Genomic DNA, 22,432 nt, shown 5'->3' on the forward strand with positions numbered 1-22,432 from the left:
AATGAAACCATTATATAAGCTATTTATTGTTTTTATTGGCGCTACGCTCATCACCGGATGCAAAAAATATGTCGATATTAAGACTCAAGGGAGCCTAGTTCCAAATCAGGCAATCAATTATCGCTACCTGTTAAACGGAACGAGTAATTTTGAATCTAATCCAAACCTGGCTGATCTTGCATCTGATGACATCAATATTGTTGATGCAGCCCAAATCAACTCCCTTTCTGGAAGTTTATTCTATGCTTATTATATTAATTCTTACACCTGGAAACCTGTTATTTACACGTTGGGTACATTATATGAGCAAGACGATAACTGGAACCGAATGTACAATAACATTTTATATTGCAATACCATTATTTCGGAGTTACCGGCGGCAACAGGGACTGACGCAGAAAAAGCGGAAATGACAGCCGAGGCGAAAGTACATCGTGCCGATGCCTATCTGGCATTAGTTAATACCTATGCCAAACCTTATAATAGCGCAACAGCAGCAACAGATTTAGGTGTGCCGCTAATCCTTACACAAACGGTTAGCCAAAATTTAAACCGCGCTTCCGTCCAGGCGGTTTATAACCAAATTATCGTCGACTTAACCAGTGCTATTCCTGCACTGCCAACGGCTCAGTCATATAATACTCTGCCATCAAAAGTAAGTGCTTATGGTGAGTTGGCCCGTTGTTATTTGTATATGAACGATTATTCAAACGCAAATCGTTATGCAGATTTAGCTTTGTCGTTACGCAATACTTTGAATGATTTAGGTGCATTAACCAGTGTGAGCAGTGCCAATTACCCCCGCCGCATTGTTGATCCGGAGATTTTATTATCTAAAACAGCTTTTGGTAATCCCTTTAGCTTTTCGCCAACAGCTTTAAGATTAAGTGATGATCTGTTAGCGGTATTAGGCACAACAGATCAACGATATGCTTTATTTACCGTTCCTGCATCAACTATATCATCAACTTATACAGGCCGCTATGGCTATAGAGAAGCCAGGATTGGGGAGGTTCGGAATGTTGGACCCAATGTGCCTGAAATGATGTTGATCAAAGCGGAATACTATGCAAGAAATAACGACGCCACCAATGCTATGCTTTGGGTGAATAACTTAAGGGTTAAGCGTTTTAAGCCGGCTGATTATGTTTTACTTACCGCAACATCTGCGGCTGATGCTTTGAACAAAGTGATTGATGAACGCAGACGCGAGTTTTTCTGCCGTATGTTACGCTGGTGGGATATGCGCCGTTTAAAAAGTGAAACTGCTTTCCAAAAAACTTATACCCGCACAGTAAATGGTACTACCTATACTTTGGCACCAAACAGCAATCGTTATGTCTTTCCGATAGCCGAATACCTGACCAATTTAAATCCTGAATTGGAGAAAAATCCATAAACACAACACACCATAATAAATTACTGCCGGGTGAAAGCCTGGCAGTAGATCAAACGCAGATGAAAAAACAAATAAAATCCCTTGTTGTGCTAAGTGTGGTCTTCCTTTTTTTTAATACCACCTCAGCCCAAACAAAACCTAATTTTAGATCAGTTCCTGAAATTGTGAACAATGGCGACACGATTAAAGTTGAATATGATGCAAGTAAAACCTTGTTAAAAGGTCGTAAAGCTGTTTCGGCAGTAATGTATAGTTATCAGGATTATAAATGGTACGCCAAAGATATTACGTTGACCGGCTTTGAAAATAATTGGAGTGTTTCCATAATCGTTCCAAAAGATTGTGGTTTGCTGGCCTTTAAATTTAAGTCGGATACGCTTGTAGATAACAATCGCGATCAGGGATATTTTCTGATGATGCATGATAAGAAAAGGAAAGGTTTGATGGCGAAAGGAGCATACGCTGGCTGGGGATTGTCGCGATCGCCAAAATATGGAATGGATATACCAAATTATATAAAATTTAAAGGCATTTCTGACTCGGCGACCTACCATTGGTTAAACCAGGAAATTTCATATAATCAAGAATCGAAATCAGTTTTGGTTTATCCATACGCGCTCGCTGCTAAAGCAACATTTAAAGATGATGCATTTCCCAGGTTACAACGGGTTTTAGCTTATCTGAAACGAGCTGAAGCAACAGAGAGCGATTTACTAAATGCCAGAAAGATTTTGTCGGGAATACTTCAGGATAAAACAACAGCCGATTCGGTTGATAAAGCACTGATGCAGAAATTTCCCAACGGCAGTTTAGCAAGATTAGCAGCTTTTAAAGCCATACCCAGAGGCAACGATATGAATGTAATGCTGGCTGGGTTTAAAAAGTTTTTAGCTGATTTTCCAGAGACCGGAACAAATAAAACATTTAATGAAGAGAATCGGATCAATTACGATGTCATTAAACAAAACATTATTATTTTTAGTAGCTACGTTGAAAAAAATTATGCTGACCTGGATAAATATTTAAATGGACTTTCTTTTGGAATGGTTAACTTTCTCTACTATAAAATTGTAGATATTCCATTGAAAAGAAAAGAAGTAGATGAAAAAACCTTACTTCAAATTTCGGAAAAGCTAGTGAAGAGACTGGAGTTTATCAGATCAGATAAGCCAGAAGAATATGGTTATTTATCTAATAAAGAATGGGTCGGAATGGTCAATAACGCATTGGCAACGCAAATTTCTACTGATCACATTCATCTTTTAAATCGTGCAGGAAAATACCCGGTTGCTTTAAAGTATGCCGGTATTGCACAACCCATTTTAGGCTATAAGAGCGCCGCATTTAATAATGAACTTTCCATAACACTAAATCATTTAAAAGAAAATAAAAGGCTCGCAGTGTTATTGGAAAGAAGCATTTATGAAAATCAGGCGAGTACAGAAATGATTGCTTTGTTGAAGTCTTCATATATAAAAGCCAAAGGTAGTGAATTGGGATTTGACACTTATCTTGAAGGTCTTAAAAACTCTACTGGAAGCAAAAAAATGCAGGCTGAAATATTAAGGCATAAAATTGAGGCGCCCATGGTAGATTTCGCCATGCAGGATTTGAAAGGAAAAATTGTGAAATTAAGTGATTTAAAAGGTAAAACCGTGGTGATGGATTTCTGGGCAACCTGGTGTATTCCCTGCAAAGCGTCTTTTCCGGGAATGAAGCTTGCCGTTGATAGATATGCCAAAGACCCTAATGTGGTTTTCTATTTTGTAGATACTGAAGAAAGGGGCGACAGCTATAAAAAGGAAGTTTCTGATTATATTAAGTCAAATAATTACCCTTTCAATGTATTGTTCGATAATATGGCAGCAGATGGTAAAGCTACCGGCGAGGTTTTGGACAGATATTGTAAAGCATTTAAAATCTCAGGTATTCCACAGAAGCTTGTTATTGATCAAAATGGTATTATTAGATTTCAGTCAACTGGCTTCAATGGAAGCGCAACGCAACTGGCTGATGAAATTTCAATGATGGTAGATAGCACAAAAGCAATCAAATGATAAGCAAACTAATTTTTGGCTTTGCCCTGCTTTGTAATATGGTTTCGTTTGCGCAAACAACAAAAATTGTTTGCGACAGCGTAACATTTAAAAGTACAGATGGAAAAATTACTTTCGGAGGCACATTTAGTAAACCTGAAGGAAAAAAATCTTTCCCTACAGTTGTGATTGTTTCTGGAACCGGAAAGCAGGATCGGGACGGTACCATGGCGGGGCATAAAATTTTTCTGGAAATTGCCAGCTATCTTAATAAAAATGGCATTGCAGTTCTTAGAACCGACGACCGCGGAACAGGCAAAACTAACGGCACCTATGAAACTGCAACTACAAAAGATTTTGCCGACGATGCATTAGCTGCCATTACCTATCTGCACACCAGAACGGATATCAATCGTGCGAAGATTGGTTTAATGGGGCATAGTGAAGGTGGAGCGGTAATATCGCTTGCAGCTGCGAGGAGCAAAGAGGTAAAGTTTCTCATCAGTCTGGCCGGATTGGCCATGGGCGGGTTTGATGCCCAGATCAAACAGAACGAAGACCTGGTTGCCCACTCGGCCTTGCCCGACTATGATAAAAAACGTTCGAATGATATCAATCGCATCATGTTTGAAACTGCATTAAGATATGCGAATTCTGATAGTATGGAAGTGAAGTTAAATGACGCTTACAAACGTTGGAAGTTAAAGGATGATATTTATTTCAAAACTTTAAATATACAGTTCGATCATTTCCGATTCCCGGTATATAGTTTTATTAACAACTCAACAGGGCCCTGGTACCGCTATTTTATTCAGTATGATGCCAAAAGAACCATAGCTAAAATTAAAGTGCCTATTCTGGCTTTAAACGGCGATAAGGATTTGATGGTAGCCGCGGATGAGAATTTGTCTAACTGGAAAAATTATTCTTTAACGGGAGGAAATAAGAAAGTAACCACAATGAAGTTGCCTGGTTTAAATCATTTGTTTTTAGCCTGTGTAACGTGTGATAATGCCGAAATTTCAAAAATTAAAACTGGTTTTTCTGAGGATGCATTGTTGATCATCAAAAATTGGATAAAAAAAACGATTCAGTAATTCAGGTAATATTAAGATTAGTATAGTTAATGATTAGATCAATGGCCAGGATGGATATTCTGGCCTTAGTTTTGAAAGCGTTAACGAAATTATAATCATTATCCGGTCGGATAATTGGAATGTAGGGAATATTATGATCCGGATCAAATGATTAAGTTCAAAAAAATTGTCTTCTCAAATCCTGACTATCTATTCAAGATTTACTGAACAAATCACTTTGTTTTTCCTTCAAAAAGATCGGTAGTAACAAGTACTAAAACGAAAAGATTGGCCTAGTAACTTTTCAAAAACATATTCGCTTGGAAATGATATGAACCTCAATTCTGTTATTAATATTCCTCTAAAAGGCTACTACAGACATTTTCGTTCATAGCCGTCATCCCGAGACCTGTAGCGCAGCTGAAAGCTACGAAGTAAACCAAGCCCTAATGCGGGCTCATCAAGGTAATTTATTTCTGGAGCTTAATAGCAGGAAACATGAGGCCGTATCAAAAGTAAAATCTAGCAGTTGCGGCCGGAATTTAATTTTGCTCTGGGTCATTCTCGCGCAGATGGACCACGCGGTGTTCAGCGACGCTAATCTTAAATTGCTTTGCAATCGCATTAGAATTCTCAATTAAATTGGGGATGACGATGTATCAAAATATAATTGTTTAGCGGAGCCAGCTTAAATCTTTTTGATAAAGCCTTAAGGCAATCGCGCTAACTTAACGGCTTAAAATCAGTCAGTATGAATAAACATTAACCGAACTCAGGTTAATAACTTTTCAATGGCATTCTTCCTTGCAGTTGGCCTAATTAAAGAGATGTTAACCCAATATCTCCGTTAACTGGTTTTTGAATTGTCACCAAATCAACTTTGTCAAAGTGGAGAAAAGCAAATTTTAAATAAAAAATCGTTTATAATCATAGCTTGAGAGGCGGTATATGTTCATTTGTTGAACATTTGTCTTGTAATATTATTCAATTGTCGAAGCTTAGACGGATGTGTGTTTCTACTTTTGAGGCAATAAAAGACAAGAAAAAATGCGACCGTCGGTATTTGCTTTCTTGCTCTCTAAATAACCAAATAGTTCGTCTGCCAAGTATGTAGTTGATATTAGCCCAAAATTTATAGTCTGGATTTGGATGGCGTATGAACAACCTGGTAGTTGATTTAAAACCAATTAATAATGAGAATGACTAAAATTTTTACTAAAATCCCCATTTTTATCGTTATCCTGCTATTCTCTTTGTCTGTAGCAGCGCAAGAAATTACGGTTTCAGGCCGTGTGACAGATAAAGCCGGGGGGGCATTACCCGGAGTTTCAGTATCGCAGTTAAGCACTACAAAAGGTGCTACTACCAATCAGGATGGTGTGTATAAAATATCGGTTCCGCCAGGGGCTATCTTAAAATTTTCTTCTTTAGGCTTTGTTGCACAATTAATCACCGTAAATAATAAAAAGGTAATTGATGTGCAGTTAAAGGCGGACGTAAAGAACCTGGACGAAGTAGTGGTACAGGTGGGGTATTCCACGATGCGCAAAAGCGATTTGACCGGCGCTGTATCCTCTATCGGGTCGGACGTGTTTGCTAACTCAGTGGTCACTACATTGGATCAGGCCTTACAAGGGCGGATAGCGGGACTGCAAAGCACGATGAATTCCGGTGTACCCGGTGGCGGAAGTTCTGTCCAGATTCGTGGGGTTAATTCCATTAACAGCACCAACGAGCCCATCTATGTGATTGATGGGGTGATCATCAGCGGGCGAACAGGAAACAACGATGTTAACCCCTTGGCCAGCATCAACTCGAATGATATCGCAAGTGTTGAAGTTTTAAAAGATGCTTCGGCCACTGCTATATATGGATCTCAAGGGGCTAATGGAGTCGTGTTGATCACCATGAAAAAGGGAAAGAACGCCAGCCCTGTTCTAAGTTTTAATGCGAGGTATGGGCTTGAAAAGCTGCCGAAGCTTATCAATATGATGAACCTCAGCGAATACGCGCAACACCACAATGATTTTTCGGATGTGCTTGGTTATGGCCGGAGAGCAGACTTTAGTTTTCCGGAGTATCTTGGCGAAGGCACTAACTGGCAGAAAGAATTGTTTAAGACTGCACCTATGCAATCTTACGATTTGTCTGTCCGCGGTGGTAATAAGGCATCTACCTATAGCGTTTCAGGAGGTTATTTGAACCAGGATGCCATTGTGCTGGGTGCTAATTATAAAAGGTTTGTTTTCCGTGTAAATATGGATAACGAAATTCAGCCCTGGGCCAAAATAGGCGCTACGGTCAATGTTACTCAGGATAAGCAAAGCACAGCGATCTCCACATTCGGAGCAGTAGGTAATGCGCTGTTTCAAAGTCCGGCAGTTCCGATTCGTAATGCCGATGGTTCATTTGCCGGTCCAACTTCAGACCTTGATGCCAATACCCTTGGTTTTTCAAATCCGGTTGCGTTAGCGATGTTAAATACCCGGACCAGGGAGCGTTTTGATACCCGTGGTAATTTGTATTTGCAATTGCTTCCGGCAAAGGGAATCAATTTCAGAACCGAGGTGAATGTTGATGCCAACACAGATAATTTCCTGCAGTTTTTGCCGGCCTACCAGTTCGGCGCGTCAATCAAGGCCAATACAGAAAACAAACACGATAAAACGTATAACTTTTACCTGGGATGGAAGAATATCCTGAACATAGATAAATCCTTTGGTGCAAATCATCGTACAAGTTTAATGCTTGGGCAGGAGATGATCAGCAGGAGAGGCGATTACCTGACCGGGAGCCGTCAGTATGGCTCTAACGAACTTACAGGATTAGACGCAGGAGATGCTAATTACGCCACAAACAATGGAAGCGGATATAACTCCAGGCTGATGTCATTTTTTGGTCGTGCTACTTACAATTACAAAGATAGGTATTTGTTTACCGGAACGATGCGTTGGGATGGCTCGTCAAATTTTGCTCCAGGTCAGCAGTGGGGCGCTTTTCCATCGGCAGCAATAGCATGGCGTCTCTCTGAAGAGCCTTTTTTCAAGTCGCTTAAGGGAACCATCAGCAACGCCAAATTAAGGCTTAGCTACGGTATTGTGGGTAACTCAAATGTAGCCGCCTTTGCCTATGACAGTAACCTGTCCAATATACGTACTAATAGTCAGGGTACCGGTTTACAAACCGCAAATATCTCAAATCCTAACCTGACCTGGGAAACTACAAAATCCTGGAATGCAGGTATGGACCTGACGATATTAAATAACCGGGTTGAACTGGTATTTGATTCATACATTAAAAAGACCGACGACTTGCTTCTTCGGTTAAGTCTGCCTGCCTTTACCGGTACATCTGACATTCCCGGCTCTGCGCAAGCACCCTGGTATAATATAGGCGCCCTTCAAAATAAGGGTTTCGAATTTACTGTAAATACAAGGAATATTACCAGGGATAACTTCAGCTGGAAAACTACGGCCATCTTTACCTATAACCGGAACCTAGTTACCCGCATGAATACTGCTACAGCGAGCATTCCAATGTACGATACGTCGAACGGAAAAAATATCATCACCTCTACAAGTGCAGGAAGTGCGGTAAGCCAGTTTTATGCTTATCAAATGATCGGGCGTATTAACTCCGCCGCTGACTTTTTGAAAGATAATGGCAATGGTACAAGCACCGTAATTACCCCAACTTTTAAATATAAAACCGGTACCATAATCAATAACAACGATCCAACGCTGATTACATCAACTTACATAGGAGATTTGCTGTTTGCGGATGTTAACCATGATGGTATTGTTAATGAGAGAGATATTACCAATGTGGGTAGCCCATTTCCGAATTTTACTTTTGGCCTTACCAACAGCTTTTCTTATAAGAATTTTGATTTCAGCTTTTTCTTTAACGGATCTGTTGGTGGCAAGGTATTCAATATCCTTAGAAGCCGGACTGACGATCCCAGAAGTCTTTCCAATGTTAGTGAAATTGTAACCAACTATGCCAGATTAGGTTACAAAGACGGTAATTCGGCAAATACCAATATCTGGAATGTTTACGTGTTGCCGGGAGCAAACCCCAGTTTAGGCAGAATGTCTGTTCAAAACACGAATAATAGCATTTTTAGCGATAGTTATGTAGAAGATGCTTCTTATTTACGACTTCAAAACGTTTCACTAGGCTACAAGTTCCCTACCAAGCTTTTGGAAAAGTTCTTTATTAAAAGCGTACGTGTTTATACTAACCTGCAAAATGTCTTCACATTCAGTAAATATAGTGGGTATGACCCGGAAGTGGGTTCACTTAACGGTCAAAATATGCTCACTTATGGTGTAGATGGCGGTAGAATACCCTCATCCCGTTTTTACACATTTGGTTTGGATATGAACTTTTAACCCTTATTATCATGAAAAATAAAAATATACTTATTACACTTCTATGTACACTGGGGCTTACCTTTTTTTCCGGATGTAAAAAATACCTGGAAGTACATTCTGATACACAAAAGCAGGTAAGCAACTCTTTTAAAACAATTGAAGATCTTCGGGCAACCACGGCTTTCCTGTATGCAACGCCATGGAATAAATTTAATGATTATGCGCGAACCATTACAGAGGGGCGGGCAAATAATGTTTATGTTGATGGGGTTACGGGCACAATTTCTGCTTTAGCTTTATTTGCCGAAAATTCTAACTTTAACGAATTATTTCAAACCTGGGGATCGTTATATGTAGCGGTAACTCAAGCAGACTACATTATAAATGATTATGTACCATTGAGTATAACCAACGGTGTAGACGCAACACGGGCCAAAGGTTGTGAGGGAGAAGCCCGCTTCATCAGGGGCTATTCTTATTGGTATCTGGCTATGTTATGGCATGATGTGCCAATTATCGATGATCCAAGAAAATATGTACTGAATACGTTGCTGCCTCCTAATTCATTTGAAGATGTGCTGCAATATGCCATTAACGATCTGACGATTGCCGCTCAAACCCTGCCCGCTACAGATAGCAAAGGACGGGTAACCAAATACAGTGCAGAGGCTATGCTTGCCAGAGTACTGCTTACCGGTGCGGATTATGCTATGGGAAATCGGTTTTCAAGCGAATATTTAAAGCGAAATGGCGTAAGCAGCAATGCGGAAATGGCACAGAAATATTTTGATTTGGCGAAGCAGTCTTGTCTGGACGTAATTAATCTGTCATCTTATAAAATGCTTGATAATTATGAAGATATATGGAAAGTACAAACCAATAACAATGCAGAAGTGCTTTTTGGCTATCAATTTTTACCTGGCGCTGCAGATTACGGCTTGGGAAATGTATTAAATAATCTTTCTTTTAACGGTGATGTAACCGGTAACCTTACCGGCGGAAGCAATGTATTTATTTCTTATGACCTGCTCCGGTTGCTGGTTCAGGACGGCGCGCAGTCGCGATTGCGCGGTAACGTTTTTATACCAGGGCAAAACTATGCCTACCTGGGTACACAGCTGGCAGCAGGCAGTTTTACAGTGCCATCTAATTCCAAAACCAAATGTAACATCAAAAAATTTGTTGTAGGAAGCAACAAAGATACCGATGGTGCAGCAGTAGCAGGAAACAGCGGTTTGGTATCACCCGCTTTACGGATGTCGGAAGTTTACCTGATGTATGCGGAAGCCATTATGGGGACTGCAACACAAACATCAGATGCAACAGCGCTGGAAAATTTCAATAAGGTTAGAAAACGTGCTTTTTACCTCAATCCAACAGGCTATCAGCCTTATACGTTAGTTACACGAAATGATTTGTTATTAGAACGACGTAAAGAGTTGTTTTATGAAATGACCTACTGGCCTGATCTGGTGAGGCGCTCGTTTTACGATATGGACTGGACACTTAACTTTTTAAACAACAAATTGAAAAACAGTGACCCAACAACCAGTTTTACAAACTACGCTTCTTATTCGTACACCTATGACCCGCCAAAGTTTCCTAATACAGCAGGCTGGGATAACTCTCCACGGGTTCAGGCTGGTTATATTTCACAGCAGGTGGTGCATAACGTTCCTGCGGGCTCTTATGTACATGCTATTGGGTCCAAGTCGAACATCTGGGCCTTACCTTATCCGGCCGCTGAAATTAATAGTGACCCCAATTTGAACGACGCACCTGTTCCTTACAAATTTTAAACTTTATAATTATGAAAAGAGCTATCGATATAAAATATTTTATTTGGGGGATGGGCATCATATTGCTTTCCTGTATTGCGCTGTCATCCTGTAAAAAACAAAACACAGCTGATATAAAGATTGACGGAGTATGGACTAATCAGTACCCGAATCCTACTGTGCAGATCAACATTTCTAATCTAGGCGCGTGGGTGCGTTTGCAAGGGCATGGTTTTTCGGGGCTGCGCGCAATCTATTGCAATGGCGTTGCTACATCTTTCTCGGCGGCAAATGTTACCGATAACAACATTATATTCTCTATACCAGCTGTCCTTCCAACCGGCGGCGATATTGCCGATACTACTGTACGGAACACCATCCGTATCGTTACGAAAAATGGTGAAGCAGTTTATAATCATTTTGTATTCCGGGATATAAATCGTATTCCTGCTATCAATGGCGTTTCGGCTACTATGCCGTTTCCCGGGGATATGGTGATTGTAAGTGGAAAAAATCTCAAGAATACCACTAAGGTGGAGATGCCGGGCAGTCTGGCCGTTTCAATAGCTGCGAAAACCGATACCACCATCGCTTTTACTGTGCCTGCCAATGTCGATATGAATAAAAGCGGCGCAATTAGCCTGACAATTGATGGAACTGTATACTCTACTCCTCCGTACATGTATTACAGGGAAGGGATGTTTATGGAAACAACAACCGATGCACAGGTACCTCAAACAGGAGGAACTGGTTATACCACAATATCAGGCGCTAATGTTGCGGCGGCTACCAAACTGGCCAATAATCCGCAAAATGTTATTGCTATTCCGGCAGCGGCTAAAGATATAGCGGTTGGCACAGGCAACGATGACAAGAACAATACAGGGTTTTTACGTTTCCAGATGGTTAAGGCCTTGCAAAAGGTGATTGATAATTCGGCAAATCAGATAGTGGCCACAACGCAGATGAACAACCTGGGTATCCAGTTTGAATTGTACATGAATCAACCCTGGACTTCGGGTGTAATCTCCTACAGGATGAATATTTCCAATGGGGGCGCTAACTCTTATACTTGCAACAATTTTGGCTGGTGGGCTGGTTTATCAACCGCTTCTTATAATTTTAATAACCAATGGCAAACCGTTACCATACCTTTAAGTTATTTCAAGGCTACCTCCGGAGGACTTCCTTTAGGTACTTTGCAAAGCTATATCACGGATAACGCAAGTGTAAATTCGGGCGTGGCCTTTGTAAATTATTATCAAAATTTCCCTTCGAAAGCATTGCCGCAATTTCAACTCTTCATGGCGAACTTTCGGATTGTACCAATGGTTACAAATATTAATAATAATTGATGATTTCCGGCTGATCAGGCTGTGTCATTAACATCATTCGGGGTGGCTGTTCCGGCAATTCCGAATGATGTTTTCACATCCATTTGCGCTCATAGTTGAATTTGACCTGATGCTGGTATTTACTTTTACAAATTTTATTCCCCTAGCTTGATTTATTTGTTGTAAATATATACTTGCGATTTTTTTTCTATTTTAATGCCTCACCGGTCAGATTCATGGTCGGTTTTTTAAAGGGTTGCTCGTTAAAAAGCAGCCCTTTTTTTATTTTCAGCAGATTATGGTTTAAGGCTCTTTCCGGGTATTTTGTTCTAATGGACCTACGAATTACGGAAACGAATGGTGCATCTTATCAAAGCCGATGTGAAATGGAAAACAACAACTGTTACATTTTCTGGAGAACTGACAGCATTTTATAGCATTCATTCTTCCTGCAAAGGTTATATTATCTTCTTAAGTTTTATTCCCTAAAAGCAACGATTTCTTTCTCTTTAGGCAATTCGTTGTTGTGAACTTCGGTAAAACCTTGTTTAAACCCCAGGCGGTAATGATCAATTAAATAAGGTAATCCTTCTCCTTTAAGTAGCATAGGGGAAGTTGTAACCTCGAAATGCAGATGTGGCTCACGCGCATCTCCGGAATTGCCAATTTTGGCTAGTATTTCTCCTTTCCGGACATGATCTCCTGCTTTGACGCGTACACTGCCCGGCTGCAGATGCATATAATGCGCATATTGACCATTACCCAGCTCAATCACTATGTTGTTACCGGCAAGTTTCCCGAAAGTTAGTGGCACAGCAGGATGGAATTCTTTTCCGTGACCCGGAATATTATCAGGTAAGCCGTCATTTGCAGCGATTATTTTTCCGTCAGCAACCGCAAAAACCTGCTCGCCGTAACAAAAATAGGAATGTACATCACGCGGATTGCCGGAAAAAGACAGGCTATCCTTAACCTTTTTCCAGTCGATTGCAAATCTTCTTGAATTAACCGCCCGCCCGTTAAGGATAATAACGCCTCTCCGATGATGATTATCAACGCTGTTGCCAGGACCATCGGCTGCGATCCAATCGGTACCTTTTACGGGTGGCTTAAGTATCTGAAGTTTCCTTTTATGGGTAAAAACTACTGCCCCGTCCAAAGAGTCATTCTCTGTGATTACCCGATGTGTTATTTTGTCGGGAAAAGAAAGGGGATTGTTTAATTTTGCTTCAATAAATACAATGGCGCTCTGACCACCTACAATAGTAGTAAGATTATCCTTTGAGCCATTTACACCTAAAATTTTGATCATGTTATGCAGTTGTAGCGTATCAAAAGATACAATGGGGCTGCTGTTTTCGTTATTAGTATCTCTTAATTCAATACCACGCAAACTTATAGCTGATGTACTGAAATTGGTTAAGTATAACTCGTATATCAGAACAGATTTTTGTCCGCTTGGAAAAGAAGTCGGATCAGAAAGTACATGCATTTCCATCTGTAGCGGAAATGAGAAAGGTTTTGTGGTCGGAGTCTTTTTAGAAGGAAGGGTTTGTGCCACCGATGGCGCCCGGAATGAAAAAATGAGGATTACACATGTTATAAATGATAGTATATGATTGCTGATTTTCATAAAATACAGTTTTATTATAAGACTTTTAAAAAGGTCTATATGTTACACAATAATGGGTGAAACCAATAGTGTAGGAATAATATTATCAGGCAATCCGATATTCAATGAGAAAACTATCCTGATATAAATGATATAAACAGGTTTAGAGATTTTTTTATAAGAAATTAATAAAATCCAGGTGTTAAAAGAAAAAAAGAACAGATGGTACCATATTAATTTAATTGGCCGGAAATTCTATAACATTGCTGCTGGTAAGTAACTGTTATCAGTTCCGCGACATTTTTGACTTCAACTCTGAATCAAGTCCCTCTGATGGGTATCTACAGTCAACAGACTTAAAACGGCCCATGAGCTTTAGGGAATGATCAGTAATGGATCTGTTCGTAGATTTTTAATTCTGGTTGTTTTCAGATTTGCCAATATGACCCAAATGGGTATAGTTGAAGCCGTTTTCAAGCTTTAATCCATATCCCAACAATCGGTCAAGACTGCTATGTCCGAGTAGTACCAATCCTGCTAGTTCGATATAAGGCTGATGGAAAATATAACCCAATCCTGCAATAACAACTGCCAATAGCTGATGGTGAAAGATATTATAGGAGATTGCACCAGCTTTGTTATTAATCAGATAGCCCAACATACTCAGATCTGGCAACAGGAAGATCGGAACCCACATCCACCAGGAAATGTGAATTGGTAATGCGGTGATGAGTAGTAAGGAAATCAGAAATGGTACGATGGCTTCTGCCCTGATCAGTTTTTTCATGTTATTTATTTTTTGATAAGACAAATGTCATCAGTCCGGGCTTATCGGAACGTTAACAAAAGCTAATAAAATTTTAAGGGCTTATTTTTTGCTGCTTACTCTTCGCCTGATACGACTCAGGCTAACCGGGCTTACGCCAAGGTAATTGGCAATTAAATGCTGTGGTATTCGTTCGATAATTTTATTTTTCTCCGATTTTAACAGCTCAGCGTAACGTTGCTCCGGAGATAAGACCAATAGCTTTACCATTCGGTCTTCCAGTCCTAATGCAATATATTCGGCGAGTTTTCTGCCAAAGCGCTCCCAGGCATGCGACTGCTCGAAAAGAGACGCAAGTACCTGATATGGAAAGGATAATAACTCGCATCTGGTTAAGGCCTCTATAGTCAGCTTCGATGGTGATGCACTCAAAGCACTAAAATAAGCGCTTACCAGTGCGTTCTCAAAATAAAAATAGGTTGTCCGCTCTTCACCGTCCGAAATGTAGTAATGTCTCATGTTTCCTTCAAGGATAAAACCTATATGCTTTTCCTTTTCTCCTTCCAAAATCCACTTTTCCTTTTTTTTTAAGCTGAGGTAACTGATGTGCGGGATTAACAGCGACCAGTCTTCGTCACTAAGGATTACAAAGTTTTCGATAGCAAATCTGAGGCGGGATAACTGACTTGTGTCCATAAAGCTAATTTAGAAGTTTTAGCTGATTTTAATTCAGGACGGACATGCATAATTTTTGCAAGCGGTAATTTACTTTTCTTTCAAGTTATTTTGGACACAGAATTTCGAATCAACTGTGAAAAAAAACCGTATCAGGCCATGTATCAAGGTTGTTAGCAGCTGTCATTTTGTTTTTGCATCAAACTTCAAGATGTCTTCAGTATCTTATGACATATTTGCGTATTGAAGATTCTCATTATCGAAGACGAACCTGGTTTGCAGCGCAGTATAGCACAATATCTCCTGTCGGAAGGTAATTTGTGCAGTATGGCCTCAACCTATATTCAGGCATTGGAAAGACTTGGGGCATACGAATACGACTGCATTTTGCTCGATCTTACGCTGCCAGACGGAGAGGGACTTCAGCTACTGAACTACCTTAAACGCATAAACAGGACCGAAGGGGTGATCATTATATCTGCGAGAAATTCCATAGACCAAAAGATAGAAGGTTTGAGTCTAGGTGCAGATGATTACCTGACGAAGCCGTTTCATCTTTCATAACTCAATGCCAGAATATTGGCTGTTGTTCGCCGCAAAAGTGCACAGGGAGAACGTCATATTGAATTTAATGAAATCAGGATAGATCTGGATGCAAAAGAGGTAATTGTAAATGGTAAACCACTGCGTTTTAGGTTTGGTAGTGCGATATGTTCTTTCCTAATTCTGTTTTTTTGATTCTCCTGCCACTTGGGATTGAGATCGTTCTTCGGTACAATCTGTGTATTTTGAAAGTAAGATAGCATATTGCCAAAAAAAATGACAACAAAAAATGTTAGGCCGAAAGATAAAGAAGCGGACTTTATCGCTATTCGAGCAGCATTTCCAACTGGAAGCCTGATTGCATAGTTTTCTTCTCCGTTTTTAAACTTTAACCATTAACAAATATTTAACAGATTTTGATTCAAAACTTCAGAATGTCTTCAGACTTTGTCTGTAGTTTTGTTACAAGCAATCGGTTTTATCCCCATTCCCGATGAAAGGATAGCCAAAGCCAACGGAACCCTAAAAGCTTTTTATAGATAGAATTTTTACACGATTTTATTCAGTTCATCCCCGTCGATCACGAAGGGCCATCCATCAGGATATTGACTGAATATTTTATTGCATTGCTCATTTTAACTATAAAAAGAATATGGACAGGAAAGATTTTCTTAACAGCATTGGGATGAGCGCCGCGACTTTCGCCCTGATCAACTGTATCGGTTGCAAAAAGACTGATGGCAGCAGTTCTGCAGATACCAGCGGGCCCACTGGCGTAAACTTTACGCTCGATTTAAGCCTGGCTGCCAATGCAGCACTGCTAAGCGACGGTGGGTCATTAGTATCAAATGGGGTTATCGTGGCCAAAACAAAGGCGGGGGCCTATATTGCCGTGCAGCGATCTTGTACCCATGAAAGTTATACCCTCACTTATCAATCGGCAAACAGCCGTTTTTACTGCCCCAACCATGGCGCAACCTTTTCTGAAAATGGGGCCGTAACCAATGGTCCGGCTTCACGATCTTAACCGTTTATAATACCCAGCTTACGGGTACAACCTTAAAAGTTTATTCTTAAAAATTATGAAACTACTTTTTGTTGCCCTATTGGGGCTATTTGCTATTCCTTTATCGTGGATGGGGAACTTTACTGAAGCGCAAAAACAGGCAAAGATTACACATAAGCAAATCCTGATTAATTTTTCAGGTTCAGACTGGTGCGGTCCCTGCATCCGCCTGCGCAAAGAGATTTTAGAATCCGAAAGCTTTGAACAATATGCCGCTGCCAATCTTTTATTGGTAAGGGCAGATTTTCCAAGGCAGAAGAAAAACCAGCTTCCAAAAGAACAAATTAAACTCAACGAATCATTAGCAGAAGTATATAACAAAGATGGTAAGTTTCCTTTTACTGTCTTGGTTGATGAAAATGGAAAGGTGCTCAAAAGCTGGGATGGATTTCCTGATGAAAGTCCGCAGGCTTTTGTTTCTGAAATTGATAAACTAAAAAAATAAGCTCAAAATGGCTAAACCTGTTTCTGTAAACCGGATACTAAAACTCATGGGAAACCGGTTTGAGTTTACTGTGATTGCTGAGAACGAGCAGGAAGGCAATGTGGCCATAGATGCCGCAATAGATGAAGTGCGAAGGATAGAATACCTGCTCACCACTTTTAGTGATCTCAGCCAAACCAGCCTGATAAACGGGCATGCCGGTTTAAGTCCGGTAAAGGTTGATGAGGAAGTGATCAGTCTTATTGAGCGGTCTGTCAGGATATCAGAAATTACCGACGGGGCTTTTGATATCACCTACGGATCGATAGATAAAAAACTCTGGAACTTTGATCCCAATATGACCAGCTTGCCCGATGAAGCAACCGCCCTGGCATCTGTTGGACTCATCGATTACCGAAATGTGATTCTGAATAAGGAAAAATCGACTGTGTTTTTGAAAAATAAAGGCATGCGCATCGGTTTTGGCGGAATTGGGAAAGGCTATGCAGCCGATAAAGCAAAGTTGGTGCTGCAAAAACTCGGCATAAAAAGCGGAATTGTGAATGCGGCAGGAGATCTGATTACCTGGGGAACCCAAGCCAATGGACGCCCATGGACCGTAGGTATTGCAGACCCCGAACAGACCGACAGGCCATTTTCTGCGCTAAAGATCAGCGATATGGCGATTGCCACTTCAGGCAGTTACGAAAAATTTGTGACGATTAATGGCAAACGCTATTCTCATACCATAGATCCCAAAACCGGGCTACCGGTAAGCGGCGTAAAAAGTGTAAGTATTATCTGTCCAAGTGCCGAGCTTGCTGATGCCCTGGCTACCCCGGTTGTTGTAATGGGCGTAAAAATTGGGCTGGAGCTGATTAACCAGATTAAACAAGTGGCCTGTATTGTGATCGACGATAATGATCGGGTATATACCTCAAACAATATTAATGTGATATAAATATGAAAATTTCAAGAACATTTTTCCTTTCGATGGTTACCGCAATTTCGCTGGGCAGTTTGCTTAGTGCCTGTAGCAGCGTAAAGCCTTATCAGAAAAGTAAACTTAACGATGCCGACATGATCCTGTCGGCCCGAAAGGCCCAGAAATTTGAACAAAGTTTTCAGCTGTACCGTGAAGGCGCATCGGGAGCCAATGGCGGCAAGAGCGGTGGTGGTTGTGGCTGTAACTAGTTTAAGGATCAAAAAATGAAAAAAATATATCTTCATGTGCTTTTTATGTACTTCGGTATATTGAGCACTTATGCCCAAACCAGGCCTGAGCCTGCAAAAGTAGACAGCAGTAAATACCAGTCGCGTAAACTCAAAATCGATGAGATTAACCTGGTTTCGGCATATTACCACCAAAATGGAAATAATTCTGCCGTTACAGGGGGGATAGGCACAGAAAAACTGAGCGATTTTGCCAACACTATCGACCTGCAGATGTCTAAATTCAATAAAAGGGGCAGAAAAAATACTTTTCTGTTCGAGCTTGGGGTAGATCATTATACTTCCGCTTCTTCTGATAAGATCGATCCAAGTACCATTTCTTCAGCCTCTTCTGCTGATACCCGTATTTATCCTTCTTTAAACTGGACACATTCTAATGAAGAAACCGGGAATTCCTTTGGTTTCACAGGATCTTATTCAACAGAATTCGATTACCAATCAATGGGAGCAGCCTTCAATTTAACCCGTTTATCAAAAGACAAAAATACACAGTTTGACTTTAAGTTGCAGGCATTTTTAGATCAGTGGACGGTCATCCTGCCGATTGAACTGCGAACGGGAAACACCGGAAGGGGCGGAGAGCAGTATGATACTGCACCACGAAATTCCTTTAGCGCATCTTTCTCCCTGGCCCAGGTGATCAACCAGAAATTTCAGGCTTCGCTGATTTTAGAACCTTCCTATCAGAAAGGCTTGCTTGCTACAAAATACCAGCGTGATTATTTTACGGATGGCTCGCTACGCTCGGAAACTTTACCCGATAAGCGTTACAAACTTCCTATTGGGCTGCGGATGAATTACTTTTTGGACGACCGTTTTGTGATCCGCACTTTTTACCGTTATTATATGGATAACTGGGGCATTAGAGCACATACCGCAGAGCTTGAAATACCGGTTAAGATCAATTCCTTCTTTTCTATAAGCCCATTCTATCGGTATAATAACCAGGTTGGAACCAAATACTTTGCACCTTATGGCCAGCATTCGCCATCAGAACAATATTTTACCAGCGATTATGACCTATCTACACTCACCAGTGATTTTTATGGCGCAGGTATCCGTTTTGCTCCGCCCAAGGGTGTTTTTGGCTGGCAGCGGTTAAATATGCTCGAGTTGAGGTATGGTCACTATTCACGTTCAACAAGTTTGGTCTCCAATATCGTTTCTTTAAATCTTAAATTTAAATAAGACCACATCATTAAGTGGTAAAAATCCAAAATGTTTGCCCTGTTTACCAATTTTATATTAGTCTAATTCACCAGGAATAAAGGATATCACTTATATTCCTGGTGAATTACTATAATCGACATTTAATTTATTCTGGTTTGTAAATACAATAAGTTATAATAGAAAATTATATTGGCGCCTTTAATGATCAGAAAATTCTTTGCTGATTGATCTCAGCAAATCATTATTATTTGATTTTTTAAAGATCACATCCCGGCATTTATTGAACAGGATAAACTCCTTTAAATTTTGAATAAACGTATCAATAGTTTTTTCATCAATTTCAACCGGCTCAAAATGGAGATTATGGATGATTAGTGTTTTCTGTTTGCGGTCGGCTTTAGCGTCCATCCTGGCAATAAATCTCTCTCCAGACAGAATCGGGAGTGAGAAATAACCAAATTTTCGTTTTGGAGCCGGTACAAAACATTCAATCTGATAATCAAAGTCGAAAAAATCTTTTAAACGGGCGCGAAATACATTCAAGGTATCGAAAGGTGAAAGAATGAAAACCTCATCTGCTATATCAATATTAATATCGGTGCCCGAAAGCATATATAATGGTCCTTTCACTCCATCTACAATTACCGCTTTAACTTCTCCCGACTGAAGCATCCTTTCCAGTTCTTTTTTTACCAGGTTACCTTTTACACGGCGGGAGCGCCAGGCCATTTCTTTTACAGAAGAAATTCCCATTGCACCGAGAGTACGTTTGATCACATAACGTGCATAATCTTCATATGTTGGCATGGTTTGATCGATATCATGGGGCACTACATCCAAAGGCATGTGGTAAATTTTTTGGAAAGCGCTATTGCGGCTGATCATTAACTTGCCTTCCAGATAAAGTCTTTCCAGCGCAATCTTTGCCGGCCGCCAATCCCACCAGCCCGAACTAGCCTCTGTACGGTCGTTCTCAAAATCGCCTACCATTACTGCCCCTTCACGTTCAACCTGATCTAAAATCTGGTTCATTAAATCCGATTCTTGTTTCGTAAGGGAAGTGCCTCGTATTTCAAATGCCTTTTTAACTGGTAATGAAAAGCGAAAATCGTGCATGGGCAGAAATCCGGCGTCAGAGGTGAAGTATTCAAAAATATCACCCTGTTCACCAAGTTCTGCAAGCCATTCTGTTTGATAATCAGGTACACGGGCAAACATGGTATGATGGTGGGCACGTTCTACCACATAGTTGGTATCTAACTGTACGTAACCCAAATGGTCAATTACACTGTAAACTGCCTCAATACCAGTTCCAAACTGTGCTTTTTTTGAGAGTCCTGCTGCATGGATAATGATTTTCCGTGCCTGCGATCTGTTCAGTACAATAGCTTCCATCACACTAATATATTGATCATTTACCGGGCATCAAAAACAGGCTTAATTCTTTTTCCACTTCGATAGGCTTGATATTGCCATTTGACCTGGCCTTCTCCACTTAAGTTCGGAGATCAGTGTGGCTAAAAATATCATTCCACCACCAATCAATAGCCTCGATGTAATTGCTTCACCTAAAATAAAATGTGCCGCAATTGCTCCGAAAATAGGTTCGAAAAGATAAATGATAGACACCCTTTCTGCACTAATGTACTTTTGAGAAATATTCGATATGGTATACATGTAGGCCGTTGAAAATAGTGCGCAAAAAATAATACCAATCCAAAATGTTTCTTGCTGAGGAATCCAGGTAGGGTTTTCCTGAATAAACGTTAATACAAAAGTTAATAAGGTGCAGGTGGCAAACATGGGCACAATGGTAGGAATAATATCACCCGTCATCGATTCCTTTTCGATCTGGATTAAATATATGGCGAAACAAAAAGCACCGGTAATGGTATATAAGTCGCCGGTTCCGATGCTCAATTTATCAGTAACCGATATCACAAAAAGACCAGTTAGCGCTGTGCATGAGGCAATCCATATTTTTAGTGCTGCAGGTTTCCGGTAAATAAAAAGTTTAATCACCGGAATCATTACCACCGTTATACCTGCTACAAATGAACATTGCGATGCTGAAGTATGTGTAATGCCCAGTGTTTGCAGGTAAATACCCAGTACCAGCGGAATAGCCAAACCAGCACCTCTTTTTATAGTGGTGGCATCGAGCTTTTTTACATGTTTCCAAAAAATAACCGATAACACCATCGTGGCAAGTAAAAAGCGGTAGAACAAAAACAGAACAGGCTGGTACTGCCCGATAGCAAGTTTGGTGACAGAAAAGGAAATTCCCCAGAATGCGGTACCCAGGATCAGTAAAATCAGAAAAAGAGTTCTTTTTTCCATTAAGATGCTTTTAGTTGGTTCGTGTCAGCCAATTCTTTTTTCATCAACAGGTCTGTTTGTTCGTCATCACCAAGCCAAAACTTATGTTTGCTGAAAGGCGTAAAGCCATTTTTTTCGTAAAATCGTAAAGCCCTGTAATTTTCTTCCCATACCCCTAGCCATACATAACTTGCTTGCATTTCAATCGCAATATCAATGGCTTTTTGATAAAGTAACTGACCAACTTTTTGACCATAAAATGCTTTCAAAAGGTAAATCCGCTCAATTTCTAGTGCGTCAGGATTTAGTTTTTCGGTTTGCGCTTGCCCAATGTTGATCTTTAAATAGCCAACAATTTCCCCATCAAGCAGCGCGAAATAAAACTGAGAATCCTGATTAGTCAGTTCTCCTTTCAGTTTTTCGTCCGAAAACCCCTTTTCGAGGTAATCTTTCATGTTTTCCTCACTATTTACTGATGCAAAAGCTTCAGAAAATGTTGTCCTCCCAATCTCCTGTAATTTTTTAATATCAGCTGGTATTACCCTTTCAATGATGATCTGCTCCATGGCACGAATGTAAGAAGTCTTTAAATGTAATAAAATGCTATTTTATCATTTATTAATGC

The 22,432-nt window shown here is 40.3% G+C and carries 18 protein-coding genes; 12 read left to right on the forward strand and 6 right to left on the reverse strand.

Annotated features, from left to right (window positions below; all coding sequences use genetic code 11):
* The first annotated feature begins 1 nt into the window (after nucleotide 1).
* The 6 genes from FFJ24_RS04795 (at nucleotide 2) to FFJ24_RS04820 (ending at nucleotide 12,020) form a co-directional block, all read left to right on the forward strand.
* Nucleotides 2-1,399 carry a RagB/SusD family nutrient uptake outer membrane protein gene (locus tag FFJ24_RS04795; protein ID WP_138823053.1) on the forward strand — a complete coding sequence of 466 codons (1,398 nt, stop codon included), beginning with the start codon at nucleotides 2-4 and terminating at the stop codon, nucleotides 1,397-1,399.
* A 59-nt stretch (nucleotides 1,400-1,458) separates the two neighbouring features.
* A complete protein-coding gene (locus FFJ24_RS04800; protein WP_138823055.1) occupies nucleotides 1,459-3,456 on the forward strand; it encodes a TlpA disulfide reductase family protein in 1,998 nt (665 codons plus the stop codon).
* Nucleotides 3,453-4,532, forward strand: a complete 1,080-nt coding sequence (locus FFJ24_RS04805; RefSeq protein ID WP_138823057.1) for a S9 family peptidase — start codon at nucleotides 3,453-3,455, stop codon at nucleotides 4,530-4,532. The genes FFJ24_RS04800 and FFJ24_RS04805 overlap by 4 nt, the downstream gene beginning before the upstream one ends.
* Before the next feature lie 1,172 nt (nucleotides 4,533-5,704).
* A complete protein-coding gene (locus FFJ24_RS04810; protein ID WP_210419464.1) occupies nucleotides 5,705-8,905 on the forward strand; it encodes a TonB-dependent receptor in 3,201 nt (1,066 codons plus the stop codon).
* A gap of 11 nt (nucleotides 8,906-8,916) precedes the next feature.
* Nucleotides 8,917-10,686, forward strand: coding sequence for a RagB/SusD family nutrient uptake outer membrane protein (locus tag FFJ24_RS04815; RefSeq protein ID WP_138823059.1), 1,770 nt, complete (start codon nucleotides 8,917-8,919; stop codon nucleotides 10,684-10,686).
* 11 nt (nucleotides 10,687-10,697) lie between these two features.
* On the forward strand, nucleotides 10,698-12,020 hold the full coding sequence (locus tag FFJ24_RS04820; protein WP_138823061.1) for a glycan-binding surface protein: 1,323 nt from the start codon (nucleotides 10,698-10,700) through the stop codon (nucleotides 12,018-12,020).
* Between the two features lie 457 nt (nucleotides 12,021-12,477).
* Here FFJ24_RS04820 and FFJ24_RS04825 read toward each other — a convergent pair whose 3' ends face one another.
* The 3 genes from FFJ24_RS04825 to FFJ24_RS04835 all read right to left on the reverse strand — a co-directional run bounded on the left by FFJ24_RS04825 (nucleotide 12,478) and on the right by FFJ24_RS04835 (nucleotide 15,073).
* Nucleotides 12,478-13,632 (reverse strand): M23 family metallopeptidase, encoded by a 1,155-nt coding sequence (locus tag FFJ24_RS04825; protein WP_138823063.1) that lies wholly within the window; start codon nucleotides 13,630-13,632, stop codon nucleotides 12,478-12,480.
* 391 nt (nucleotides 13,633-14,023) lie between these two features.
* Nucleotides 14,024-14,398, reverse strand: a complete 375-nt coding sequence (locus tag FFJ24_RS04830) for a DUF4260 domain-containing protein (RefSeq protein ID WP_138823066.1) — start codon at nucleotides 14,396-14,398, stop codon at nucleotides 14,024-14,026.
* A gap of 81 nt (nucleotides 14,399-14,479) precedes the next feature.
* The gene (locus tag FFJ24_RS04835) at nucleotides 14,480-15,073 is read right to left on the reverse strand and encodes a Crp/Fnr family transcriptional regulator (RefSeq protein WP_138823068.1); all 594 of its coding nucleotides are present in this window, start codon (nucleotides 15,071-15,073) and stop codon (nucleotides 14,480-14,482) included.
* Between the two features lie 222 nt (nucleotides 15,074-15,295).
* Between FFJ24_RS04835 and FFJ24_RS26440 the strand changes: the two genes are divergently transcribed.
* The 6 genes from FFJ24_RS26440 (at nucleotide 15,296) to FFJ24_RS04865 (ending at nucleotide 19,506) form a co-directional block, all read left to right on the forward strand.
* Nucleotides 15,296-15,616: a response regulator transcription factor gene (locus tag FFJ24_RS26440; RefSeq protein WP_246862739.1), complete on the forward strand. Its 321-nt coding sequence runs from the start codon at nucleotides 15,296-15,298 to the stop codon at nucleotides 15,614-15,616.
* Nucleotides 15,617-16,247: 631 nt separating this feature from the next.
* A complete protein-coding gene (locus tag FFJ24_RS04845; RefSeq protein ID WP_246862740.1) occupies nucleotides 16,248-16,622 on the forward strand; it encodes a ubiquinol-cytochrome c reductase iron-sulfur subunit in 375 nt (124 codons plus the stop codon).
* Between the two features lie 55 nt (nucleotides 16,623-16,677).
* On the forward strand, nucleotides 16,678-17,106 hold the full coding sequence (locus FFJ24_RS04850) for a thioredoxin family protein (protein WP_138823070.1): 429 nt from the start codon (nucleotides 16,678-16,680) through the stop codon (nucleotides 17,104-17,106).
* 7 nt (nucleotides 17,107-17,113) lie between these two features.
* On the forward strand, nucleotides 17,114-18,046 hold the full coding sequence (locus FFJ24_RS04855) for an FAD:protein FMN transferase (RefSeq protein WP_138823072.1): 933 nt from the start codon (nucleotides 17,114-17,116) through the stop codon (nucleotides 18,044-18,046).
* 2 nt (nucleotides 18,047-18,048) lie between these two features.
* On the forward strand, nucleotides 18,049-18,279 hold the full coding sequence (locus FFJ24_RS04860) for a DUF4266 domain-containing protein (protein ID WP_138823074.1): 231 nt from the start codon (nucleotides 18,049-18,051) through the stop codon (nucleotides 18,277-18,279).
* A 15-nt stretch (nucleotides 18,280-18,294) separates the two neighbouring features.
* Nucleotides 18,295-19,506, forward strand: a complete 1,212-nt coding sequence (locus tag FFJ24_RS04865; protein ID WP_138823076.1) for a DUF3570 domain-containing protein — start codon at nucleotides 18,295-18,297, stop codon at nucleotides 19,504-19,506.
* Nucleotides 19,507-19,686: 180 nt separating this feature from the next.
* Here FFJ24_RS04865 and FFJ24_RS04870 read toward each other — a convergent pair whose 3' ends face one another.
* From FFJ24_RS04870 to FFJ24_RS04880, 3 genes are read right to left on the reverse strand one after another with little or no spacing between them, the layout of a single operon-like run.
* Nucleotides 19,687-20,883, reverse strand: coding sequence for a winged helix-turn-helix domain-containing protein (locus FFJ24_RS04870; RefSeq protein WP_138823078.1), 1,197 nt, complete (start codon nucleotides 20,881-20,883; stop codon nucleotides 19,687-19,689).
* A gap of 42 nt (nucleotides 20,884-20,925) precedes the next feature.
* Nucleotides 20,926-21,828, reverse strand: coding sequence for a DMT family transporter (locus FFJ24_RS04875; protein WP_138823080.1), 903 nt, complete (start codon nucleotides 21,826-21,828; stop codon nucleotides 20,926-20,928).
* The gene (locus tag FFJ24_RS04880) at nucleotides 21,828-22,373 is read right to left on the reverse strand and encodes a GNAT family N-acetyltransferase (RefSeq protein ID WP_138823082.1); all 546 of its coding nucleotides are present in this window, start codon (nucleotides 22,371-22,373) and stop codon (nucleotides 21,828-21,830) included. The genes FFJ24_RS04875 and FFJ24_RS04880 overlap by 1 nt, the downstream gene beginning before the upstream one ends.
* Nucleotides 22,374-22,432 lie beyond the last annotated feature (59 nt).

This window comes from Pedobacter sp. KBS0701 (genome assembly GCF_005938645.2).
Lineage (GTDB): Bacteria > Bacteroidota > Bacteroidia > Sphingobacteriales > Sphingobacteriaceae > Pedobacter.